General features: G+C 33.2%; 13 protein-coding genes. 7 read left to right on the forward strand and 6 right to left on the reverse strand.

The window, feature by feature from the left end; genetic code table 11:
• The first annotated feature begins 68 nt into the window (after positions 1 to 68).
• Positions 69 to 959: a ribose/proton symporter RbsU gene (gene rbsU, locus H0I41_RS04595; protein ID WP_011162042.1), complete on the forward strand. Its 891-nt coding sequence runs from the start codon at positions 69 to 71 to the stop codon at positions 957 to 959.
• Positions 960 to 1,028: 69 nt separating this feature from the next.
• Here the strand turns inward: rbsU and H0I41_RS04600 are convergent, their stop codons facing one another.
• Both H0I41_RS04600 and H0I41_RS04605 read right to left on the reverse strand, forming a co-directional pair.
• Positions 1,029 to 1,835 carry an AAC(3) family N-acetyltransferase gene (locus tag H0I41_RS04600; RefSeq protein WP_011162041.1) on the reverse strand — a complete coding sequence of 269 codons (807 nt, stop codon included), beginning with the start codon at positions 1,833 to 1,835 and terminating at the stop codon, positions 1,029 to 1,031.
• Positions 1,836 to 1,962: 127 nt separating this feature from the next.
• A complete protein-coding gene (locus H0I41_RS04605; protein WP_135014239.1) occupies positions 1,963 to 3,177 on the reverse strand; it encodes an MFS transporter in 1,215 nt (404 codons plus the stop codon).
• Between the two features lie 349 nt (positions 3,178 to 3,526).
• Here H0I41_RS04605 and H0I41_RS04610 point away from each other — a divergent pair, with 349 nt between their 5' ends.
• The gene (locus tag H0I41_RS04610) at positions 3,527 to 5,107 is read left to right on the forward strand and encodes an ATP-binding cassette domain-containing protein (RefSeq protein ID WP_135014240.1); all 1,581 of its coding nucleotides are present in this window, start codon (positions 3,527 to 3,529) and stop codon (positions 5,105 to 5,107) included.
• The gene (locus tag H0I41_RS04615) at positions 5,107 to 6,690 is read left to right on the forward strand and encodes an ATP-binding cassette domain-containing protein (protein ID WP_135014241.1); all 1,584 of its coding nucleotides are present in this window, start codon (positions 5,107 to 5,109) and stop codon (positions 6,688 to 6,690) included. Before H0I41_RS04610 ends, H0I41_RS04615 begins: the two co-directional genes overlap by 1 nt.
• A gap of 193 nt (positions 6,691 to 6,883) precedes the next feature.
• On the opposite strand, the gene fni is transcribed toward H0I41_RS04615, so the two are convergent.
• From fni to mvk, 4 genes are read right to left on the reverse strand one after another with little or no spacing between them, the layout of a single operon-like run.
• A complete protein-coding gene (gene fni / locus H0I41_RS04620) occupies positions 6,884 to 7,909 on the reverse strand; it encodes a type 2 isopentenyl-diphosphate Delta-isomerase (protein ID WP_135014242.1) in 1,026 nt (341 codons plus the stop codon).
• 11 nt (positions 7,910 to 7,920) lie between these two features.
• On the reverse strand, positions 7,921 to 8,994 hold the full coding sequence (locus H0I41_RS04625; RefSeq protein WP_011162036.1) for a phosphomevalonate kinase: 1,074 nt from the start codon (positions 8,992 to 8,994) through the stop codon (positions 7,921 to 7,923).
• 34 nt (positions 8,995 to 9,028) lie between these two features.
• Positions 9,029 to 9,994: a diphosphomevalonate decarboxylase gene (mvaD, locus tag H0I41_RS04630; RefSeq protein WP_011162035.1), complete on the reverse strand. Its 966-nt coding sequence runs from the start codon at positions 9,992 to 9,994 to the stop codon at positions 9,029 to 9,031.
• On the reverse strand, positions 9,994 to 10,911 hold the full coding sequence (gene mvk, locus H0I41_RS04635; protein ID WP_011162034.1) for a mevalonate kinase: 918 nt from the start codon (positions 10,909 to 10,911) through the stop codon (positions 9,994 to 9,996). The genes mvaD and mvk overlap by 1 nt, the downstream gene beginning before the upstream one ends.
• 86 nt (positions 10,912 to 10,997) lie before the next feature.
• On the opposite strand from mvk, the gene H0I41_RS04640 reads away from it, so the two are divergent.
• Genes H0I41_RS04640 through H0I41_RS04655 form a run of 4 tightly spaced genes read left to right on the forward strand, consistent with a single transcriptional unit; the run spans position 10,998 to position 21,417 of the window.
• On the forward strand, positions 10,998 to 14,474 hold the full coding sequence (locus H0I41_RS04640; protein ID WP_135014243.1) for a PD-(D/E)XK nuclease family protein: 3,477 nt from the start codon (positions 10,998 to 11,000) through the stop codon (positions 14,472 to 14,474).
• Entirely contained in the window at positions 14,475 to 18,089 is a 3,615-nt protein-coding gene (gene addA, locus H0I41_RS04645) for a helicase-exonuclease AddAB subunit AddA (protein WP_182094485.1), read from the forward strand. It begins immediately after the preceding gene.
• 24 nt (positions 18,090 to 18,113) lie between these two features.
• The gene (locus H0I41_RS04650; protein ID WP_011162031.1) at positions 18,114 to 20,930 is read left to right on the forward strand and encodes a helicase C-terminal domain-containing protein; all 2,817 of its coding nucleotides are present in this window, start codon (positions 18,114 to 18,116) and stop codon (positions 20,928 to 20,930) included.
• Positions 20,923 to 21,417 carry a hypothetical protein gene (locus tag H0I41_RS04655; RefSeq protein WP_004897298.1) on the forward strand — a complete coding sequence of 165 codons (495 nt, stop codon included), beginning with the start codon at positions 20,923 to 20,925 and terminating at the stop codon, positions 21,415 to 21,417. Before H0I41_RS04650 ends, H0I41_RS04655 begins: the two co-directional genes overlap by 8 nt.
• Positions 21,418 to 21,462: the final 45 nt, after the last annotated feature.

Genomic DNA, 21,462 nt, shown 5'->3' on the forward strand with positions numbered 1-21,462 from the left:
ATTTAGCTATAAAAGTAATTGCGTATGTAAACTACAATTACTTTTATATTTTAAGGAAAGTTTAGTGTATGAATGGAATAGCTTTATTAATTGGTTTAGGGCCATTACTTGGATGGGGCTTGTTTCCGACAATTGCCTCAAAAATTGGCGGTAAACCAGTAAATCAAATTATTGGTACTACATTTGGTACTTTTATCTTTGCTTTAGTCTATAACTTAGTTCAAGGAATAGCGTTGCCTAGCGGTGCTGCTTTGATCTGGTCAATTATCTCCGGAATAGGCTGGGCTAGTGCGCAGATTCTTACTTTTCATTCTTTTACTTTGGTTGGATCATCACGCGCAATGCCAATTACAACTGCCTTTCAGTTGTTAGGTACTTCTTTATGGGGAGTATTTGCTTTAGGAGATTGGCCAAGTACGAGTGATAAGTTAGTAGGTTTTCTTGCATTAGCGCTGATCATTTTAGGTGCTTGGATGACAACCTGGAGTGAACATAAAACTGATGAAAACAGTGCTAAGTTAAGAAAAGCCGTAATCATTTTATTAGTTGGTGAAATTGGATATTGGGCATATTCTGCAGCCCCTCAAGCTGCTAAAATTGATGGATCCAAAGCATTTTTACCACAAGCTATTGGAATGTGCTTAGTTGCTATTTGTTATGCAGTTTACTTAAAAGTTAAAGAACCAAGTCAAAGAAGCGCTTTAGCTCAAGGGGTTTCTTACAAACAAATTATCTCTGGATTTTTCTTTGCATTTGCTGCATTGACATATTTAATTTCGGCTCAACCAAATATGAATGGTTTAGCAACTGGTTTTATTTTGTCACAGACATCTGTAGTATTAGCAACTTTAACAGGAATCTGGTTTTTGCATGAAAAGAAGACTAAGAAAGAAATGGTAGTTACTTTAATTGGTTTAGCCATCATTATCGGAGCTGCTACGATGACAGTGATCGTATAACGTATAGAGTTTTTGTAAAAAAAGAAACTTATAGAAAAAAGTAGGATTTAAATCCTACTTTTTTTGTTATCAATTATTATCTTTCTTTTTAAACCAGTCTCTAGCAAAGTCAATTAAAGGTCTCATTTCGATTACCTTGATAAAACTATTGTTCAAGCTCACCTGGTTAAAGCACTCGGGATATTGTTTCTCAAAAGCTAATCCGAGCTCATTAAAATCATCATAAGAGTCTAGGTCAACATTTTGATATTTAGTCCAGGTAGTTTTACCTTGATCATCAAGACCAGTAGCAGCTGACCATGTTTCGGTTGGCCGATTAATTGTTGATTCGGCATAGTGAAGGGCAGTACAAGTTTCATAGTCTGTCCCTAGAAAAACTATTTTACCATTATTTTTGTAGAGATAATCTAAAGGACTATTAATGCCGTATGGAAGATTTAATGGTTGTTCTTTGGCTATTTGAATTTTATTTTTACCCCAAATTGCGATTGGTAGATAGGGATGGTTACTTCTAACTACATCAGGCAGAGTTCTGAAACATTCAGGTGTTCTTCCGAGTCCCTCAGTAGCTGAGGTTATTGGATCATAGGGTGGCATATTATCTCTAATTGTTTGAATTAGATCAGAACGAACTGGAGGATACTCCCAACTTGCTGGATCACAATTTGTCGAAACTTCTGAAGGCATCATAATGGTTCCTTTACTTATTGTCTCCTTAAGTGCCAGGATGACCGTTTCAGGACCACCGGGAATATAGTAGAACTTGCTTAATGATGTATGGACAATAGCTGTGTCGGAGGCATTAAGATGAGCACTGTTAAATGCCTGTTTGAAATCATTTTTTGTTGTAACTGTAGTAATCAAATCTTTCGCCATAAAAATCTCTTTTCTAAATTAAAATTAATCATTGACTTGGACGATAGAAAACTACTCTTGTTTTTATTTCAGCATTATTAATTTTTACTTTTTTATTACTCATTAGAAAACTCCTTAGTTAGAGCATTTATGCTCTTTTTCTTTTTAAAAATATTATTAGATAGAAGACAGCTGTTACTAGCTGAGCCAGCCCTTCAAGAATAATGGCTGGACGAGCACCGTAGTTTTTAACAATAAATCCTCCTAAAAATGATCCAATCGGAATCATGCAATTAACAATGCTGCTGTTAATCGTGATAATTCGTCCTAATAAATTAGAAGAAAAACTTTCTTGAACTAGAACCTTAAAATTGATGTTCATGATGCTAATCCAGAAAGTACTACATAGAGCAAATATTAGAATTAAAATAGGCCAAATTGGGGCACTTATTACTTCTAAAACAATTGCTAATCCAGATAGCATTAAGCAAGTAACAATTAATAGTCTTAGTTGGCTGTCTTTCACGTAAAGTCGCTGTACGATAAGGCTGCCTAGTAATCCTCCAATTGAAGAGGCAAGTTCTAAACTTCCATAGCTAAGTGCACTATTGTTTAAGTATTTGGTGGCAAAGTAAGGTAAACCAACAGATGATATTCCATAAAATAAGTTAGTTAGAGCAAAAGGCAAGATTAAAATTAAAATATTTTTATTAGTGCGTAATGCTTGCCAACCACTTACTAAATATTTGAAATAGCTAGTATTACCTTCAGGTGATGAGGCAGCTGGAAGTTTAAAGTGTAAACGCGTGTAGAACAAAAGTGCAAATGCAAATACTAATGCTGAAATAATAATTGTATTTTTTATAGATAAAAAGGTAATTAAAATTGTTGCTCCAGCATTGAGGAATAAGTCTAAAGTTTGATAAGACATCTGAAAAATCCCATTAACTTTAGGTAATTCTTTCTTTTCTACTATATTGGGCAGTATCTTGTCTTCAGCAGGATAGATTAATGTTGAGCCGATAGTTGACAAAACATAGACTACTATCAAAAATGTAATTCCTAAAAAGTGTAATTTTTGATTATTAAATAGCGGAATAATGATTACGCTCAGCATTGTTTGAGTAATTGTCACTAATTTTAATGCTTTTTTGATATCTATACGATCAATTATAGGTCCTAAAGTAAACGAAAACATATCAATGCTAGATTCAGCTATGAATATTACGGAAAGAAGCATTGGTGAATTAAAATGGGTTTTAAAGTACCACAATATCGCCATATAGAAAAGAGAGTCAGCAACATTTGTTCCGATCCGGCCGATTAAGAGGTTTATAATGTTATAGTTATTTTTGTTAGTCATTTTCCCGTTCCTTTTTAATACTTAAATTTATTGAGTACATGAAAGTTTAGGGAAAAGATAGCTAGATTTTAGTTAACAAACCCCAAACTTTCATCAAATTTGGGGATATTTATTAAATATAGCTTAATAACTGAAAGAAAATAATTCAGTTTTAAGCTTAATCCTAAGTTATTTAGAATAAACACTTAGTAATCACCTCGATTTATCATAGATAAAATAAGTATAGCATACTCGTTAAGTCCGAAAATATACCACTTAGGTCATAAATTTGTCCGCTTATAAAAATATGATTGTAAATTAAAAAAAAATTAGTATAATTAATAACAAATAAAAATAGGAGGGGCAAATAATGACGTTTAAAGAGTTGGTTAAAATTAATGTTCCCCGTTCAATACTGATTTTTTGTTTGTATATTTTATATGCAGTTGCGGGTTCAATGGGAGAATATCTTTTTAAAGATTCATTAAACAATATTCTTAAAGGTAACTTAAATGGATATCTTTTTTGGACTTTTATTCAGGCTGGGATGGAAATAGGGACGGCAGTTTTATTACCAATTGCAACAATTGCTTTCACAAGACAAACCCAAGACTATGTTCATAAGATTAGAGAAGAAATTATTGAGCATTACTATGCTTCTTCAGAAGATGAAAAAACTTCCAAAATGCAAAATCAATTAACAGCAAATCTTAAGCTATTAACTACCAACTTTGCTATGCCATGGGTATCAATTTTGAGTGGAACTCTTGAAATTTTAATCGCAGTTGTTTTGTTATTTACTATGAACTGGAGCTTAATTTTAGTTAGTGCGATATTACTAGCGATTAATTTTCTTCTACCTAAAATTATAGAAAAGAAAACAGCTCAGGCAACTAAGAACGTAAATGATAAAAATGAAAAGTTGCTAAATACGATTGAACATTGGTTTGGTGGACTGCAAGAGTTAAGACGCTTTAGTGCATATGAGAGATTGAGAAGACAGCTACATAAGGCAAGTGACGATTACACGAAGGCAAATAAGAAAAACTATCGGTACCAAACTACTTCTTACTTATTCAATGGTTTCGGAAATGCCTTAGCACAAATAGGAATATCATTTTTTGCAGGAATTTTATTCTTAAATCATGTGATTTCTTTTGGAGAATTCGCTGTAGCGGGTGCATTTGGATCAGCTATCTTTTCAGCAGTTTGGGAAATTACCCATTCAATTACTTTAGTTAAATCAACTAAAACATTAAGAGAGGAAATTTTAACTTTACGTAAAAAAGAAAAGCAGCCTGTAAAGACAGCTGCTTATGGTGTATCGGTTGAAAATTTGAAAGTCACATACGATGAAGGTGAGACTCTCACTTATCCAAATTTCACTATTAAACCTGGTGAAAAAGTACTTTTAACTGGAGATTCGGGAACAGGGAAGTCCACCTTATTTAAAGCATTGTTGGGGAAAATTGAGACTAAATGTGGTAAGATTACTTATTTTGATAAAGAAAGTCGACCAATAACCAATGCTAACCTTGGTTATTTACCGCAAGATCCAATAGTTTTTCCGATTTCAATTAAAGATAATATAACGATGTTTGTTAAAAGAACAGAAAAACAATTAATGAATATTATTAATAATGTCGAACTAAAAAATGATTTAGATAAATTGCCTTCTGGAATTGATACAGAAGTTAATTTAAAGAAAAATAATCTATCCGGAGGCCAACGACAAAAGATCGTATTAGCTAGAAGTGAAATTTATCATCAACCATTTGTATTAATGGATGAGGTAACTAGTGCAATTGATCAAAAAGCTACTGAAGAGATTATTACTGCGTTGCTAAAAACTGATCAGACAATTTTAATGATTGCCCATAATTTTACACCAGAGTTAAGAGCTAAGTTTGATCAAGAAATAAAGTTAGCTAAGAAAGGGGAAGAGGAATAATGAATTTAAGAAATTTTATTCGAATTAATAGGACACGTTTTTTTCTGTTTTCAATTTTAGCTATTCTTTCTCCTCTTTTAACAATTGCGATGACGGCCTTAGTTCAAATAGAGACGAGTATTATTCTTTCAAGAAATTTACCAAATTTTTTGATAATTTCAGCTATTAGTTTAACTGTATGTATAATGTTTTATGCATTATTTAGTTTGACCCAATATCTACTTCTTGCTCAAACGCAAGATTTAAATAATAGTGTAAGAGAAAAGATAGTAGATTATTATTTCCATGATGATAGAGATCATCCGGTTTCAAAAATTCAAAGTAGACTAACTAATGATTTAGAATTAATTAATGATAATTACTACGGCTCTCTTCTAAATCTAATTTTTGGAGTTGTTCAACTTATTGCAATTATCATATATTTAATTATGTTAAGTTGGGCTCTCTTAATTACAATTTGTATAATTGTAGCCATTTCTCTAGCTTTGCCAAAATTGATTGAAAAACCACTCCAAAAAGCTAATAAACTTATTTCGACTAGCAATGAAATATATTTAGATACTTTAAACGACTGGCTACGCGGTTTAGATCAATTAAGACAATTTGCAGCTGGTGCAAAGCTATTTTCTGTCACTCAAAATGCTAGTAAAAAACTTGAAGACGCAACTGTTAAGCAAACTACTTATACTAAATTACTTAATGCGATTAACGGGATAGCTTCTGCATTGTTTGGGTTGATCATATTTGTTTTGACTGGATTTTTAGTCAAAAATGGCTTAGTACAAATGAGTACTCTATTAATAGTGGGAAATTTCAGATTTTATTTAAATCAAGCAATTAATGAAATCTCTCAGGCTAGGGGAGAAATGAAGGGAGTAAAGAGTCTAATTGAAGAAGTAAATGAAGCAGCGGAAAAAGTTCAAGTTTCAGATAAGCAAAAAACAAATATGCCTACTGTAATTAAAACAGAATCATTAAGACTAAATTTTCCAAATGGCGAAAAACTAAGTTATCCGGATATTCAGATTAATCAGGGTGAAAAGATTCTCTTAACAGGAGATTCTGGTACTGGTAAATCAACTCTATTTAAATTAATATTGGGAGAATTAGCACCTAGTGCTGGGAAGATTATTTTTGAAGATAAGGATGGAGATGAAATTAATCCAGATTTGAAAACAATTGGATACTTACCGCAAGATCCGGTTATATTCCCAGCTTCAATTAAAGAAAACATTACTATGTTTAACAACAAGCTAGATAATAAGGTTGAAAAGTCAGTAGAAGAAGTAAATTTATCTGCTGATCTGCAAAAATTTGAGGAGGGAATTAATAAACAATTGGATCTTGATAAACTAAACATCTCTGGAGGACAGAGGCAGAAAATTGTTTTAGCAAGGGCTCAAGTTCATGAGAGTGATATTATTTTAATTGATGAAGGGACAAGTGCGATTGATCAAAATTCAACCATTGATATTTTAGACAAATTGTTAAAAAGTAAAGCAACAATTGTATTTATTGCCCATAATTTTACTGAAGAAATGCATGAATTATTTGACCGGGAAATTCATTTGATAAAAGAATAAAAACATTATTAATTAGCTTTTGTTATTTAGTAGAACGAAGTTCATTAAATTAACTTTTGGTATTGATCCAAATTTAATTTAATGAACTTTTTTACTTTTTATATTTAAATTAATAAAATTGTTACTTTAACATTTAAAAAACAAATAAAACAAAAAGGATGGCTGCTTATAGCAGCCATCCAACGAAATAGCACTAATTATAGAGTTGTCGAGTGAAATTGTAAAGATCAGTATCCAAATAATATCTAACTTCATCGGCTTTAGAAATATGATCTAAACCAAATAGAGCAGTTAAAAGTTTCAATTCATATTTTAAGTTTTGAATAGCAGCAATCAAAGTCTCGGAATCTTGGCTAGCATACTGCAAGAAATAGTTTGCAATACCAACATACTGTGCACCTAAAACTAAAGACTTAAAAATGTCCAGTGCATTTGTAATGCCACCAGCTGCAATAATAGTTTTATTAACAGGGATAGTGCGTGCTGCAAGCAGCGTTTTAACAGTAGAAAGACCAATATCTTCTAAAAAGTTTAATTTTTGAGTCTTTCGTCTTTCATTTTCAATTTGCGCAAAATTAGTTCCGCCACTTCCACCTAAATCGATAATTGAAAAGTCATTGATTAAAAGGGTACGAAGAGATTCAGGATCAATTCCCATTCCAACTTCTTTAATAATAATTGGCACATCAACTGTATCTCTAATTTCTTTTAGATTATCTATCCAATGAAAATCTCGATCGCCTTCAGGCATTACAGCTTCTTGAACACTATTAAGATGAATCTGTAATGCATTTGCATCTAAAGCGTCAACAATCTTTTGAGCTACTTTTGGATCAGTAGTTGGATTAACATTTGCAAAAATTAGTCCATCAGGATTTTCTTGACGTGCAACTTCAAAGCTCTCTATTTGATCAATTTCTTTTTCAAGAATGCTAGCGGATCCTAAAGCCATCGGAATATTTTCTGCGGCAGCCGCTTTAGCTAAACGTTGATTGATGGTATAGGAAGTATCAGAGCCGCCAGTCATTGCATTAATAAAGAAGGGAGCACTGATAGTATGACCAAACATTTCAGTTGAAATACTATCTCTACTTATTGCACTTTCTGGAAGAGCAGGGCGGATTAAATGAACATGATTAAAATCATTATCTTTATTACTATTAAAAAACATCTTAGCTAATGCTAGATGTTCTTCTTTTCTTTGAGATCTTTGTGACATAATTTTTCCCACTAAGCAATTGAGTGAACTAGAAAGTTCAATGGCATAATTCCATTTTTACGCCAATTATTTTTCATTTCTTCGATATCAGTTTTTTCATCTGCAATCACAATACCACAATCGCCATTTCCTGCACCAGAAGTCTTAGCAGCGCCATTAAATTGTTCGGCAATATTAATTAATTTAGTTAAACGTGGGATTTCGATAGCAATATGGTTAAGAGAAGCAAAGTCTTTTAATAACTGACGATTTAAACGAATTTGTTTTTGAATTAAAGAAATATTTTTTTCATTAAAGCCCTTAATCATATCAAGAACACATTTCCGTGATTCATCTAAAAAAGTGTCATATTGAGTCTTAATAAACTTTTTCTTTGCATTAGTTTTATCAACTAATTGAGAAGTTGAAGCAGGCTTTTGACTCCAACCAATTACCAAGTTTAGTCCTTCTGGAGGAGTTAATAATTGAATCTTAAGACCAGGCCAAGCTTCATTTAAAACTTCGCTAAGAGATTTAGTAGCTAATTCTTTCTTAAGCCATGCTTTATCAAAAGTTTGATAAGCAAGCCAACCACCGTAAACACTTGCTGCAATATCACCAGCAGAACCATTACCTTGAACGCTATAGTGAGAAATAGCAGAAAGTTTAAAAATAAGATCTTTTGTACAGTGTAATCCATAGAAATTAAGAATAGCCTTCACCGTAGCAACTGTTACAGCCGCTGAAGAGCCAAGACCGTATTTTTTACCGTCGGCTGAATCAAGATCTGAATTAACATGTAGGTCATATAAAGACATTGAAACTTTTTGTTCAAGACAAAAACGTTCTGTAAAGTTAATAGCAGATAAAATGTATTCAAACGGATTATCACGATTATCAATAACCATTTGGTTACCTTTACGGATCCAGTGAATTGAATCTTGAGAATACTGTTTAGAATGAATTAACCCACTTGTACCTGTACTCTTTGCAATTGAAACACGTACAAATTCATTTACTGCAACTAAAATGGCAGGGCAGTTTTGCTCAAGAACTGCATACTCTCCCGCAATATACAACTTTCCTGGTGCTTGTTCTGTAATCAACGAATATTCCTCTAATCTTTTTATTTTCAAATTACTAAAGCAGAGTAACGCCTGGGCCGAAACTCGCAACGACTATTTTAACATTAGTCAAGGTTTTCTGAACAGCTGAAATAATATCTTTTCTATTTCTTAAGGTGCAGAGAATTTTTACGTTTGGACCAGCATCAATTGTATAGTAACATTCGATGCCATTTTTTCTTAAATCTTCAACTAATTTAATAATTTTAATTGTTTCCGGTTCAAAATAAGTAAAGGGTTCTTTAGCAGTTAAATTGCAAGCGTGCATCTCGTTGGCACTTAGTTCACTAAGTTCACCAATTCTAGTAAAGTCATTATTTTGGATAGCTTGTTTAATTTCAGCAATTTCTTCTTCGTTTCTAGCTAACCAAGGTTGATAAAAAGGAGAGGTTTGGGCTAACTGCATTCCTTTTGTTGAAGAAATTTTTTTCTGCTTTGTATTAACTTCGATTGCTAGTAGAGAAAGATCAAGATCAGGATTTTCATCAATTGGAGCTGCATAGGAGCTCTCATCATCAAATCCTTTTTTCCATTCAACAAAGCCGCCATAAACTGATCTAGTCGCTGACCCAGACCCAAGGCGTGCAAGTCTTGAAAGCTCCTTTTTAGAAAGATCTAATCCATAGCTTGCAACAAAGCTTGTTGCAAGAGCCGCAAAAGCTGATGCTGAGGAAGCAAGGCCAGCAGAAGTAGGAACATGGTTTGTAGACCGAATTGTAAAGTGGTCATTAACGCCAAACTTTTCTTGTAATAAATGAATATAATTAAAAACTCGCTTGCTGTCTTCTACTGATTGTTTTTGATCATTTAAAATAAAGGTATCTTCAGTTAATGAGGAATCATGTTCAAATGTAGTATCAGTATAAAAGGCATCTAATGTCATTGAAAGACTAGACATTAACGGTGTCTTTAAAGCTTGGTCAGCTTTTCCCCAATATTTAATTAAGGCGATATTAGTGTGGGCACGAGCAGTTTTCTTCATTAAATTTCCTCAATCCAGTCATTATCAAAATTAGCTTTAGCTTTTTCGGCAATTTTTTTAGCAACTTCTTGATTAGGACATAGTGCAATTACAATGCCACCTAAGCCACCACCAGATAATTTAGCTCCTAAAGCGCCATTTTCATTGGCAATTTTACAAATATTATCGATTCTTTCAGTTGAAAGCTTAAAGGAGGCAAGGATGTCTTCGGCTTCATTAAAAATCTTCCCGATCTCTTCTGCATTTTGGTTAAACCAATTTTGTCGTGTTGCGGTAGCTAATTCTCCAAGCCGTGCAATTTGTTTCTTTTTAAGATCACTTTCATCCATTTGCTTTTTAACTGATTGAACTGCGACTTTGGTATTTCCAAGTTCACCCGTATCCATAATTAATAAGGTAGCACCTAATTTTTGAGAAAGCTGTTTTGGTCCGTCTTGTTTATTGAAGAAAACTAAGTAATCGGAATTTACGGTAGCAGCGTCAAGGCCGGAAGCTTTTCCATGATTAATCATTTCTGCATGATTAGTGATTTCCATGATCTCAGCTTCAGAAAGAGTTAATCCTAAAAATTGTGAAACAGCCTTGGTAGTTCCTAAAGCTACAACAGCACTTGATCCAAAACCCCGTTCCATAGGAATTTCACCAGTATAAGTAATTTTAAGATTAGGAGCGTTTTCTACTCTTTCAAGTAAAGTTTTCACAATATATTTAATACCATCGTATTCATCCGGCGCATCAAAAAAAGCACCATGATAATGAGTTGTATCCATCCAAGTAGGACCATCAGTTTCTTCAACAGTTGTGGTGATATTTAAGGCCTGGATTGGAAGAGCGAGGGCATCATAGCCATAAACTACAGAATGCTCACCAATAAGAATCACTTTTCCATGTGCTTTGACTTCTATTTTTTTATTCACAATTATCTTTCCTATATTATAAATTTCATTAAGTCTAATTGCCTTGTCTCATATGCTAAAATATTTGCTAAGGAGACTAGAGACTTATGATTAATGTAATTACTGGTAGACAAGTAGACAACTTGCAAAATGAAATAATTGATCAAGCTGTTAAGTCATACTACCAAGATAAAAGACACGATGTTTTTATTATCGTGCCAAACCATATTAAGTTTACCACAGAAGTACGCGCACTTAGCAAGCTCTCTGTTTTAACAAATAAAAAACAAGTTGCAGTAAATAAATTGCACATCCTTTCTTTTTCACGGCTAGCTTGGTATTTCTTGAGAGATGAGGCAATTAAACTACCACAAATTCTAGATGATGCCGCTAGTGTCATGCTACTAGAGCAAATTGTTAAAGATCATCAAGATGAATTAAAACTATTTCAGAATCAAACTCAAGTTACATCCGGTGCCTTAAGACAAATGTATGAGGCTATTTTATCTGTACGAGCCGGTAATATTGAACTAGACAATATTGATGAAAAGAAATTAAATGAAGAGACCAGCTATAAAATTCATGACTTAAGAATTATTTATGATGAGTTTATTGAACGTTTATCAGAAAAATTTGCTACCAAAGATGAAATGCAATTATTGCTTAATGAGTTCTTAGCAAAAAGCAATAACTTGAGTACAATGGAATTTTATTTTTCTGATTTTTCACATTTTTCTTTACAAGAGTTAACCTCGGTTCGTTTAATTTCAAAAAAAGCAAAAAATACAACTTTAGCTTTTAAGACAAAAATTGGCAAAATTGATAATAACGCTGAACCAGGTGACTATGACTACGTAGTGCAACGTACAATCGGCCAATTAGAGCATTTTTGGCAAAATCAGCAATTAGATTATCAAACTCAAGAGTATCCACTTACTCAAACAAGTCCTAGCTCTTTACTAAATGGGGTTTGGACAAAAACGAGTGGGTTTGATGAACGTTTAAGTAAGTTTTTGCAGCCAGTCAAAGCAGACTCGCGGTATGCAGAAGCCTATTTTGTTGCGCGGACAATTTACCAACAGGTAGCCTTAAATAACTATCGCTATCAGGATTTTCTAGTTTTAGCACCTAATTTAAGTGAATATGAAACATATTTAACTCCGATTTTAAGGCAAAACCAAATTCCTTTCTTTAATGATTTGCAAAGAGAAATGAAATACCATCCCCTAGTAGTTGCTGTTGAAAATCTACAGCAAATTTTTAAGCGTGGTTTTCAAACGGATAATGTAATTGCTTTAATGAAGACGCAGTTATTCATCCCTGACTGGTACAAAAATTCTGCTCGCTATCAAAATGATGTTGACCTACTTGAAAATTTTGTCTTAGCCCACGGTATAAAAGGGAAGCTATGGACGAAATCACTAAAGAGTTTTGTAGATGCAGATGTAATTGCCTTAGATAAATCTGAGAAAGAAGTAGAGGATCTTGATCGACTACGAGATTACTTTATTGATGCTTTAACTAAGTTTTTTGAGCAACTTGATAAAGAAGAGGATCCCCAAGCTGGAGTAACAGTTTTCTGGAATTTTCTAATTAAAAATCGTGTTGCGAAACGTCTAGAAAGTTGGCGCAAAGAAGCTAATGATACTGGTGATTTACAATTAGCCCAGCAACCAGAGCAAGTTTGGTCAACTTTAACTGACTTATTAAAGGACTACTTACTGGTAGCAAATAAGTTTTCTGTAGATCAATTTTTTGATCTGTTAATCAGCGGCTTTAGTGAAGCTAATTTTTCACAAATTCCGTCTACTCTTGATGCAGTTAACATTTCTGAATTAGGTATGGTTCAAGGCCAAGGATATAAACAGGTTTTCATTATTGGTGCAACTAGTACTAACTTGCCTCAAATTGAAAAAATACCAGGTTTCTTTAGCTCTGAAAATTTAGAACAGCTAAATGAAGGAAATGAAGCTAATGGATACTTAGAAGATCAGCAAAAAATCAATAACTTAGACCAAAATTACCAATTTGGAAATGCTTTGAGCTTGGCTAGTGATAAGATTTATATTTCTTATCCAGTAATTAATACTGCAAATGAACAATTAGAACCTTCAATTTTTTATAAGCAGTTATTAAAGTTAACTCGCGCTGATGAATTTGCTCAACATGATTTACCTCAGAATAATGGAGAGGTTTTAACTTTTATAACTAATCCAGAAGCAAGTTTAGGTTACTTAACCTATTTAAAAAATAAAGCAGCTACTGATGTAGACTCTTTATTGAAAATGACTGAAGAAAAAATTGGTGAAGTAGCGAAAAATGTGCTTGAAGGGAGCAGTTTTAAGAATATACCTCAAGATCTTTCGCCTGAGCTAGCACAGCAGCTATACGGTGATCGTATTGAAACTTCCGTTTCACAACTAGAAACGTATTATCAAAATTCTTTTGAATACTTCCTAAATTATGGCTTACATTTGAAGAAACGCTTTGAAAATGAACTCGATGTAATTCAAGCGGGAAACTACTACCATGAAACTTTTGATTATCTTGTTAAAAGAATTAAAGAAAAGAAGTTAAACTTTGCTGATCTAACGGAGGAGAAGTTAGGCGAGCTTTTAATTGAAGTAAGAGAAGAACTAAAAGAAAAGGGCAGATATCGTCAGCTTTTAAATGATCCATTTAATAAGTATCTATTTCATAAGTTAGACCAAACTACAGCTAATGTAGCTCATTACTGGCATAGTAATGTAAATAAGACGACTTTTAGACCACAATATTCCGAATTAAGTTTTGGTAAAAATCAAAAGGTAAGTGGTCTTTCATATAGCTGGAAAGATGATAATAATAAAAAGAAGATTGTAGATCTTCGCGGAAAGATGGACCGAGTTGATTTGGCTCAAGTAAATGATCGAGTTTTAGGTGAGGTGATCGATTATAAGTCATCCACAAAAAAATTTGACCTAGGTTTATTTGCAAACGGAATTTCAATGCAGATGATTTCCTACTTAGAAGTTTTAAAAAATAATAATAAGTTTTTTGCTCAAGGTAAGGATTTAGATGTTTTAGGCGCATTTTACCAAAATATTACTAGTAGTCTTGAACGTTTGAGCAGTGAAAAAATGATCTTAAGCAATTATCAAATTAAAGATTTGGCTAAAGAAAGTACTAAGAAGTTAATGTATAACGGAATCTTAATTGCAGATGAAGAAATGCTTGATCTAATAGAACCTGGAATGGAAAAAGATCGTGCTGTCTCTGATCTATATACCAGTGTTAAACGAAAAGTAAACGGCTATATTAGCTGGCCACAAAACCAGAGTTTTACTCCGGATCAACTAGATTTGCTATTAGCTTATAACTCCTACTTAATAAAAAATGCTGGTAATGAGATTTTGTCAGGAAAGATTGAGCTAGATCCTTATTCTTATGGGCAACAAACATCCCTTACTTATTCTGACTTTAAAGACATATTCTTCTTTGATGCAATGCTTAAAGAAAATAACTATCATAAGATTAAATCTATTGATAAAAAGACACTTTTGACCCTAATAAGAGAAAAATTAGACTTGGATGGTGAAGAATAGTTGACGAAATTTACTAAGGAACAAAATCAAGCAATTAACGATTATGGGAAAGATATCCTAGTTTCAGCATCCGCTGGTTCAGGAAAGACCACAGTATTAGTTGAACGTGTTTTGAAACGCATTTTATCTGGTACACCAGTTTCGTCGCTTTTGATCATCACTTTTACTAAAGCTGCTGCTCGTGAAATGAAGGAACGAATCAAGCAAAAAATAAGTGATCAAATTGAAAAAGAGCCTAATAATCAATTTCTTCGTAGCCAATTACTTGATGTGGATACTGCTAATATATCTACAATTGATTCTTTTTGTTTAGATGTAATTAGACGTTTTTATTATGTAATTGATCTTGACCCACAATTTAGTGTTTTAACTGATGAAACCCAAGCTGAGCTTTTAAAAGAGCGTGCCCTCCATGAAATAGAAATTGAGTACCTTGAAAAAAATGATCAAGATTTTCAGGATTTCTATGATAATTTTTCTGGTGATAGGGATGCAGAAGGAGCTCGAAATCTTTTATTGCAGTTGTACAATACTGTAGTTACTGAGCCTAATTATGAAAAATTTCTCAATAATTTACCTAATTTTTATCAAGTTCAAGATGATTTAATTGAATCTGACCTGTGGCAGACTCAAATTAAACCGCTTTTAATAAAAGAGATAAAGGATCTACAAACTGAAATAAGACAGTTCTTTGAAAATCCTCAAATGGAAAATCCAGATTTAGTGAAGGTTAAGGAAAACTACGATATCTTTACCAGTCGTTTAGAGCAATTCTTAAATGCTTTGGAAGATGATCATTCTTATAATGAAATTCGAGCTAGTCTAATGAATTGTAAGTTTGAAAAGAATATTCGCAAGTCTAAAAAGTGGTCAGAGGAAAGTCTTGAAACTTACCAAGAAAGTCAAAAGCTAAAATCTGATTTAAATGATCAACTTAAGAAGATCTTTGCTAACTTTTTTGTAGTAGAAGAAAAAGAACAGGTAAATATTCTCAAAAAATCAGAAAAATTAGTTAAAACCATTGTTGATGCTGAAAAAAAATTAATTAAGAGATTTGGTCAATTAAAACGAGAACAGAATTTAATTGACTATAGTGACATGGAGCAATTTGCTTTCAGCATTCTTACTACCGATACTTCAAATGCTCATATTGCCCAAGAGTATTACCAAGAAAAATTCAATGAAATATTAATTGATGAGTATCAAGATGTTAACGCTTTGCAGGAAAATATCATTGCAGCTATCAAAAAGAAGGGACAAAACAACCTATTTATGGTTGGAGATATAAAACAATCTATTTACGGTTTTAGACAAGCACGTCCTGACTTGTTTTTAAGCAAATATCATGCTTATGGACAGAATGATGATAGTGAAAAAATTGTCTTATCAGATAATTTTAGGTCAACAAAAAGAGTTACTAAGACAGTTAACTCTTTGTTCAATCCAATTCTAACTGCAAATTTTGGCGGAATTGATTACAAAAAAGAAGGACAATTACAATTTGGCGCGACTTATTATCCTACTGACTTGCCTACTACAAGTGAATATATTTTCACGGATAAAAAACAAACGCAAGCTTCATTTGAAGAAAATTTCGGAGACGAAATGGACTTCAGTGAAATTCAAATGGTTATTGCCAGAATTAAGCAACTTAAGGAAGAGAATTTCCAAGTCTGGGATCGAAAAACACAGCTTAAACGCCCGCTGGAATATTCTGATATTGCCATTATTACGCGTACTAGAAGTGACAATTTACAGGTAATGCAAGAATTTGCAAAGGCAGATCTACCTTTATTTGTAACTGATGCTCAGAACTATTTTCAAACATTTGAATTAGTGATGATCATGAATTACTTGAGATTGATTGATAATCCACAACAGGACATCCCTCTAGTGGCAGTCTTACGTTCACCGCTTTTTAACTTTAAAGAGCCTGAATTAGCGCAAATCAGGGTCAAAACTAGATCCGGAAATTTTTATAATGCTTTAACCAGCTTTGCATCAGTCAATTCGGATCTTGGTCAAAAATGTAAAAACTTCCTTCAGCAATTAGAATCTCTGCGTTCATTTGCGGCAACCCATCGAATTTCTGAATTGATTTGGAGTATTTACGAAAGAACCCATCTGTTAGAAATTGTAACTGGCTTGCCTAATGGACAACAGCGTAGAGTAAACCTAGAATCTCTATATGAGAGAGCCACTTCTTACGAAAGTGCCGGTTTTAAAGGATTATATCAATTCATTAGTTTTATCGAGCGCATGCGGAAAAATCAAAAGGATTTAGCACAACCACTTTTAAGTGATAAGGCTGATAAGGCTGTAAAACTAATGACTATCCATGCTTCTAAAGGTCTCGAATTTCCGGTAGTGTTTGTCATGGGACTAGGTCACAAGTATCAGACACGTGACTTAAGTGGCAATTTTACGATTAGTAAAGATGGACTAGGGTTAACAATTAAAGAAAAAGATTATCGAATTGATTCCCTAGTTAAATCTTTAGCCGATGTCGAAAAAAGACAACAAATGCTTGAAGAAGAAGCTAGAATCTTATACGTTGGTTTAACACGTGCTCAACAAAAGCTCATCTTAGTTGCTAGTGTAAGTGAGATGGAAGCTAAGCAGAAAAAGTGGGAAAGTGAAATTGATCAAAAAACGAACATCCTTCCATTAATAAGAAAAATCAATGCCCAGTCTCCACTAGATTTTCTAGGACCTAAGCTAGAACAAAAGCATGAATTTGATCAAACGATTGAAGACATGACCTTAGCTTTAGAAGAGCAAGATAAGATATATTACTTAAAGTTTGCTGTGCAGTCAGATATAGAAGAAAAGGATGAGCAAAAAGACGATACTCAAAAATTAAGTTCTAAAATGAATGATGTAGTCAAAACCCTTTATAATTTTGAATATCCATTTGCGGATGCCACTAAGACTACAGCCTATCAGTCTGTTTCTGAGATAAAAAAAGTATTTAATGATCCTATGGATACTGAACTTGAGAATTCACGTCTTATTTCTTCAAGTAATCGATATTTACAACCAATTGATGAGACTCCCGTATTTTTAGAAAAACAAAAATTTACTGGAGCAGAGATCGGAACAGCGATGCACCTAGTTTTACAGTATTATGATTATCAGGGTGATAAAACTGAGATAAATTTAGAACAAGAAATTGAAGAGCTTGTAGAATTAGGTAAATTAAACCCATTGATGGTGCCACATTTATCAAAAGAAGCTTTAAATTGGTTTGTAATGAGTGAATTTGCGGCAGAATTTTGGCAAAAACCAGAAAAATTACATAGAGAAAGCCAATTCTCAAGCTTAGTGAATGCTAGTGAACTGTTTAATGATTTTTCTGACTCAGCAGCTAAAATTCTAGTTCACGGAACAATTGATGGATATTTTGAAACAGACGAAGGTTTAATTTTATTTGACTATAAAACTGATTTTGTTGATAAAACTCATGAAGAACAAGCTATAGACAAAATTAAGAAAAAATATACTGGGCAACTACGTTTATATGAACAAGCATTAAATGAAATATCGGAAAATAAAAAGGTAATTGGAAAATATTTAATTTTGCTTGACGCAAGGAAAGTGGTCCCAGTAGACTAGAAACAGAATAGAAGGGAGATTATTATGAAAAAAGCCTTTACAGATGATGTTTTTGCCGTCGTCGATCTTGAAACTACGGGCACCCAGCGCAATCAAGGCGATCATATTATTCAATTTGGTTGTGCAATCATCAAAAAGCGTAAGGTAGTAAAAACATATTCATTCTTAATCAATCCTCATCGTGAAATCCCTCAAGCTGTTGAAAACTTAACTCATATTAGTAATGAAGACGTGGCGCAGGCTCATGATTTTAGCTACTATGCACCAAAGATACGAAAAATCTTAGAAAATACGATTTTTGTTGCACATAATGTAAACTTTGATCTTCCGTTTTTAAACTATGAGCTTGTAAATGCGGGCTTAGAGCCACTAACTGGAAAAGCAGTTGATACGGTGGAGTTAGCACAAATTGCTTTTCCAACTTTTCCATCTTATAAATTACGAGATTTAACAGCTCGCTTGAGAATTAAACACTTAAACCCGCACCGAGCTGATTCAGATGCACTAGTAACGGCAAAGTTACTACTAAAAGCAATTAAGAAACTGGAAAATCTTCCTCAGGCAACTCTCAATACTTTGACTTCCTTATCAAAAGGACTGCTACGAGATACTGATTATATTTTTTATGAAATTGGTCAAGTTGCTCGGCAGACTAAGAGACCGTTGCCTAAAGATTTGGTTCAGGTAAAACATTTAATATTGAAAAAGCAAAATATAGCTCCACGTCGTAATGATGTAGCAAGTCCTGGATCATTTCCTCAAAGCGATGATGAAAAGAAAGAATTATTTAAAAAGAATCTCCGCTTTAGACGGGGACAAGTTAGTCTAATTAATAGACTCCACGACTTTGTTTACAGTGACTCAGATAACTCACTAGTTGTTGAAGCACCAAATGGTAGCGGAAAAACGTTTAGTTACTTAATGGCTTATGCGTATGAGCTATATTCTGGGAGAAAATTAGTCGTAGCAACGCCCACTAAGGTTTTACAGGAACAAATTCTAAAGCAGGAAATTCCGCAACTTTTACGGGTTACTCATTTAGACTTAGATGCCCAAATTGTTAAATCAAGCAGTCATTATTTAGATTTAGATGGATTTTACAATTCTCTTTATCAGACTGATAATCCGATTCAGCAAACTTTAATTTTACAAATGGGGATTTTGATCTGGCTTACTGAAACAGAAACTGGTGATTTAGATGAACTCCAGTTAACTAACTATGAGGCACCTCTCTTTGCAGCAATTGAACATCCTGGAGATGCGAGAATTGGAACAGCCTTTGCAGAATATGATTTCTGGAATTTAGCACGTAGTAGACAAGAACAAGCTGATATTTTAATTACTAATCATGCCTATTTAGCTAATCACTATATGGACTCAATTTGGGGCCAGAATCCGTTCCTAGTTGTTGATGAGGCGCATCGTTTTGTTGAAAATGTAGCAAGTTCAAGAAATGATTCACTTCAATTTGAAAGCTTCTGGGGGATGTGTAGTCACTTACGTAACTTACTTTTTTATGCAGAAGATAGTGCTAAGGCACGTTTTGGTAATAATTTAGAATTCAAATTGATCTTAGATAAACTTGAAAAAGATACAAATGATTTAATTCATTCTATTAACAAGATCCAGCAAGCCCTTTATGATAATCGAAAATTTGCTACCAGTTGGGAAGAGAAGAGACAAAATGCTATTAGTCTCGGATTTCAGGGACAGGATTTGTTCAACAATATTGGGCACTTCAAGCATTTGTTAAATCTTATGCAAGATAATATTGAAATTGTGCGCCAAGAGACTAATCAACTCCTATTTTTGCTATATCATCAACAAAAGAATCTTTTAACGAGCGATGATGTTTTAATAAGAGATCTTCAGGAAGAAATAGATCAGTTAGATTATTACTCAGAGCAAAACTATCTTTTACTTGATCAATTAAGTGACCCTAAAAAGTTAGACCATGAAGGATTTGTTTTAGAAATAAGTAATGAAGATGACCCACTATCTACTAATTTAACTTGGTTAACACTTGATCCTGAAGAAGAAGTTAAACAGTTATATCATTACTTTGATAAAAAATTATTTATTTCTGCTACTTTAGCAGAACAAGACGACTTCTCATACACTATCAAAAACCTATATTTAGATCCTAAAAAAACACTTACTTATCGAGCAAAGCCTTCTTTCAAAGTTGAAAAGCATTTAAAAGTATATGCACTTTCCGATAATAATGCTCCGGAGGATCCAAACAGTCCTGAATATGAAACATTTATTAGTAATTTACTTACTCAAATTAAAGACTATAAGCATGTGTTAGTTTTATTTACTAATTTAGATGTTATCCGGGATGTTTTTAGCAGATTAAGTGAAAACAGTAATGCTTTAAAGGACTATGAAATTTTGGCTCAAGGCTTAACTGGTTCTAATGAAAAAATTGCTAAACGTTTCGGAATTGCTGAAAAAGCCATTTTACTTGGAGCAAATAGTTTCTGGGAAGGAATTGATTTTAAACATAATGGGGTAGATCTTGCAATTGTTACGCGTTTACCTTTTGAGTCACCCGATCAACCCGAGGTAAAATTACGAACAGAATGTTTAAAAAAGCAAGTTGGAGCTGATAAAATTTTTGAAGTGGATACACTTCCACGAGCAATTTTAAGATTTAGGCAGGGATGCGGTCGTTTGATCAGAAATGAGCGTGATCATGGAGTCTTTGTAGTTTTAGATCAACGAGTTTGGAATAAATCTTATGGCGAACAGTTTTTATCAGGACTACCTGTGAGTGCTAAAAAGGTTAGCAAGCAACAACTACTAAATGTTTTAAGGAATAGTAAACAGAATGAATAGATATGTAAAAAAAGGACTTAAAATCACTGGAATTGTGGTTGGAGTTTTGGCAGCAATTTATTTATGTCTTTGTATTGTGTTTTATATTGCAACTAAGCCAGCAAGTGACACAGTTAAAGAAACTAATAAGATTGCCCTTGAAAAGACCCCAATTACTACAGTTACCAAGAACTACCATTTAAGTCGTAGCGTTGAGAGCAATAGTTTAGAAGGAATGAGTAAGAAGGGGAAAAAGTATTACTTCATTTATCTTCCAAAAAGCAAAAAAGCTTACCTTTATCAAGCAAATAAAGGTAAAAGTGAAGAACAGATTTTAAATACTTTTAATGATGAGCATCCTGGACACAATAACCCTAAATGCCAGCTAGGTTGGTATAAGGGGATGCCAGTTTGGGAAGTAACATATAAAAAGAAAAATGGTAATTATGGCTATGTTCTTTATGATTTTAGAAATGGAAAAGAAGTAGTCTATGCGGATAATTTATAAATTTGTTAAACTAAAGAGTGATTTTTTAGTATAATAAAATTAAAT

The organism is Lactobacillus johnsonii (assembly GCF_014058685.1).
Classification (GTDB): Bacteria; Bacillota; Bacilli; order Lactobacillales; family Lactobacillaceae; genus Lactobacillus.

Excerpts from the sequence above, each read along its gene's own strand:
- rbsU (WP_011162042.1), top strand. The coding sequence starts at position 69 with ATGAATGGAATAGCTTTATTAATTGGTTTAGGGCCATTACTTGGATGG.
- H0I41_RS04655 (WP_004897298.1), top strand. The coding sequence starts at position 20,923 with ATGAATAGATATGTAAAAAAAGGACTTAAAATCACTGGAATTGTGGTT.
- H0I41_RS04600 (WP_011162041.1), bottom strand. The coding sequence starts at position 1,835 with ATGGCGAAAGATTTGATTACTACAGTTACAACAAAAAATGATTTCAAA.
- H0I41_RS04640 (WP_135014243.1), top strand. The coding sequence starts at position 10,998 with ATGATTAATGTAATTACTGGTAGACAAGTAGACAACTTGCAAAATGAA.
- H0I41_RS04605 (WP_135014239.1), bottom strand. The coding sequence starts at position 3,177 with ATGACTAACAAAAATAACTATAACATTATAAACCTCTTAATCGGCCGG.
- H0I41_RS04615 (WP_135014241.1), top strand. The coding sequence starts at position 5,107 with ATGAATTTAAGAAATTTTATTCGAATTAATAGGACACGTTTTTTTCTG.
- H0I41_RS04610 (WP_135014240.1), top strand. The coding sequence starts at position 3,527 with ATGACGTTTAAAGAGTTGGTTAAAATTAATGTTCCCCGTTCAATACTG.
- fni (WP_135014242.1), bottom strand. The coding sequence starts at position 7,909 with ATGTCACAAAGATCTCAAAGAAAAGAAGAACATCTAGCATTAGCTAAG.
- H0I41_RS04650 (WP_011162031.1), top strand. The coding sequence starts at position 18,114 with ATGAAAAAAGCCTTTACAGATGATGTTTTTGCCGTCGTCGATCTTGAA.
- mvaD (WP_011162035.1), bottom strand. The coding sequence starts at position 9,994 with ATGAAGAAAACTGCTCGTGCCCACACTAATATCGCCTTAATTAAATAT.